At 72.1% G+C, this 2,517-nt stretch carries 3 protein-coding genes and 1 pseudogene; all 4 read left to right on the top strand.

The features are described from left to right. Positions 1 to 306: 306 nt before the first annotated feature. The gene (soxR, locus tag PROKR_RS08375) at positions 307 to 795 is read left to right on the top strand and encodes a redox-sensitive transcriptional activator SoxR (RefSeq protein WP_051432792.1); all 489 of its coding nucleotides are present in this window, start codon (positions 307 to 309) and stop codon (positions 793 to 795) included. A 149-nt stretch (positions 796 to 944) separates the two neighbouring features. Next, positions 945 to 1,532, top strand: a complete 588-nt coding sequence (locus PROKR_RS08380; RefSeq protein WP_051432793.1) for a hypothetical protein — start codon at positions 945 to 947, stop codon at positions 1,530 to 1,532. A 43-nt stretch (positions 1,533 to 1,575) separates the two neighbouring features. Continuing rightward, complete coding sequence (locus tag PROKR_RS08385) at positions 1,576 to 2,034, top strand: type II 3-dehydroquinate dehydratase (protein WP_036961823.1); 459 nt, start codon at positions 1,576 to 1,578, stop codon at positions 2,032 to 2,034. 101 nt (positions 2,035 to 2,135) lie between these two features. Next, positions 2,136 to 2,517: pseudogene (locus tag PROKR_RS08390) on the top strand (SatD family protein); the annotation flags it as partial.

Genomic DNA, 2,517 nt, shown 5'->3' on the forward strand with positions numbered 1-2,517 from the left:
TGGGGAGGGGGAGCGGCGGGCCCGCCTCGCCGCGCCGGAGGCTGGTGTCCAGGAGGTGCACCCCGTGCGCGACCGCGTCGACGAGCACCTCGCCGGGGCCGGGGGTGGGGTCCGGGATCTGCTCGAGCTGAAGGACCTCCGGCGGCCCGAAGGTGTGGTGTCTGATCGCGTCCATGTGCTCATCCTTTAACCTGAACCAAAGTTGAGGTCAACCCGCCGACCCGGCGTCGGTCGGCGGACCCGAGAAACAAGCCCTTGGCACCAAGCCCTTGGCACCAAGTTAGTCACGAGTAGTGGAGGCCGGACATGGAAGCGCCCAACCCCGCCGTCCCGTGGGACCGAGACGAGCTGACGGTCGGTGACCTCGCCGCCCGGAGCGGCGTGTCGGTGTCCGCGCTGCACTTCTACGAGCGCAAAGGCCTGATCACGAGTCGGCGCACCTCCGGCAACCAGCGGCGCTACCGGCGCGAGACGCTGCGGCGGGTCGCGTTCATCCGGGTGTCCCAGCGGGTCGGGATCCCGCTGGCCGACATCGGTGCCGCGCTCGCCACCCTGCCCGGTGACCGGACGCCGACCGCCAAGGACTGGCGCCGCATCTCGCAGGCCTGGCACGACGACCTCGACGCGCGGATCGAGCAGCTGTCCCGGCTGCGCGACCATCTCACCGACTGCATCGGTTGCGGCTGCCTCTCGCTGCGCCGGTGCACGCTCACCAACCCGCACGACGAGCTCGCCGAGGCGGGGCCCGGCCCGCGCACGCTGCTGGTCGAGGGGCTGGAGTCGGACGGCGCCTGAGGCTGGGGCGCGGTCTTCCGAGCTCTGTGTCAGTGGTCCCGGGTAGCGTGCGGCTCGCCGGACGACGACCTGTCCGGCCCGCGCGCATGTACCGGTGCGCAGGGAGACCGGCGCGCAGGAAGCCGGCGCGCAGCAGCCGAGAGGGAGACGTGGGTACGTACTTCGAGTGGATCGCTGACCTGGACGCGACCGAGGCCGAGGCCCCCGAGCTGGGGCGGCGGGTGGTGGACGCGCTCGTCGCGCGCGGGGTGCTGCTGCGGGAGGTCTCCGGGGCGGCAGCGCTCGGCGACGTCGGTCACCTGCCGGGTCCGGCCTGGGCGGACACCGTGGCCACGTCCGTGTCCGGAGAGGCGCCGTGGGGCATGGCGGTGGGCACCGGGCGCGAGGTGTACGACGGCGGGCGGGGTGGCGTCGACGCCGTGACCTGTCCCCGGTGCGCGGTACGCCGGTCGTTCTTCGGGCCGCCCGAGGAGTTCGGCCCCACGTGCTCGGACGAGGAAGGGCTGAGCTGGTTCTACGACGCTGCGGCCGCCTGGCGCGACGGCGACGCGGCCGACCTGGAGTGTCGGGCGTGCGGGGCGGTCTCCTCGGTCGCGGAGTGGTCGGCCGACGACGCGGCTCTGGCCTGCCTCGGGTTCACGTTCTGGAGCTGGGACGAGCTGCGGCCCGAGGTCTGCGACTGGATCGCCGAGGCGACGGGCGGGCACCGGATCGTGCACGGCAGCGGCAAGGTGTGAGATCCGACGGCACCCCGACCCGCTGACCACTAGGCTCGCGGCCATGGCTTCTGCACTGCCCAGCGTTCTGGTGCTCAACGGTCCCAACCTCGGTCGTCTCGGTGTTCGTGAGCCCGAGATCTACGGACACGCCTCGATGGCGGACCTGAAGGTCGCGGCCGGGGAGTGGGGCACGGAGCTCGGCCTGGCGGTCGAGGTGCGGCAGACCGACAACGAGTCCGAGATCGTCGGCTGGCTGCACGAGGCGGTCGACGCGGAGGCGCACGTCGTGCTGAACCCGGCGGCGTTCACGCACTACTCGTACGCGCTGCGTGACGCCGCCGCGCAGGTCACCACGGCGGGGCTGCTGCTGGTCGAGGTGCACCTCTCGAACCCGGCGACGCGCGAGTCGTTCCGGCACTACTCGGTGGTCGCCGGGATCGCGACGGGTACGGTCGCGGGCTTCGGGTTCGACTCGTACCGGCTGGCCCTGTCGGCGATCGCGGTGAAGCTGGGGGAGTAGCGGTTTCGCGTTGATTCGTGACAGTCAAGTGCTCAGGCTTAAGTAGTACCGATCAAGGCGGTAGCCTTGAATCGGTGATCTCAAGTCTTTACGCTTAAGTCATGATCGTCCTGACCATCGACCAGCGGGGCTCGACCTACGCGGACGACCGGGTCCCCGAGATCCTCGCGGAGCTCGCGGACCTGACGCGCGGCCGCGACGGCGTCGTCGTGCGGTTCGAGCGCACGGTCGGCGACGAGGTGCAGGGCATCCTGGCGCCCGGTCGCGGGGGCGCTCAGCTCGCCGTCGACCTCACCCTGCACCTGCTGCGGGACCAGGGCTGGAGCGTCGGCATCGGCGTCGGCCAGGTCGAGGGTCCGCTGCCCGCGGTGTCGCGTGAGGCGCGGGGCTTCGCCTTCTACCGTGCCCGCGACGCCGTCGAGCGCGCCAAGACCCGTGGCCGCGGCGCGTCGGTCGCCGTGGAGGGTCCGCCGCCCGGGGCGG

Source organism: Promicromonospora kroppenstedtii DSM 19349 (assembly GCF_000515355.1).
Lineage (GTDB): Bacteria > Actinomycetota > Actinomycetes > Actinomycetales > Cellulomonadaceae > Promicromonospora > Promicromonospora kroppenstedtii.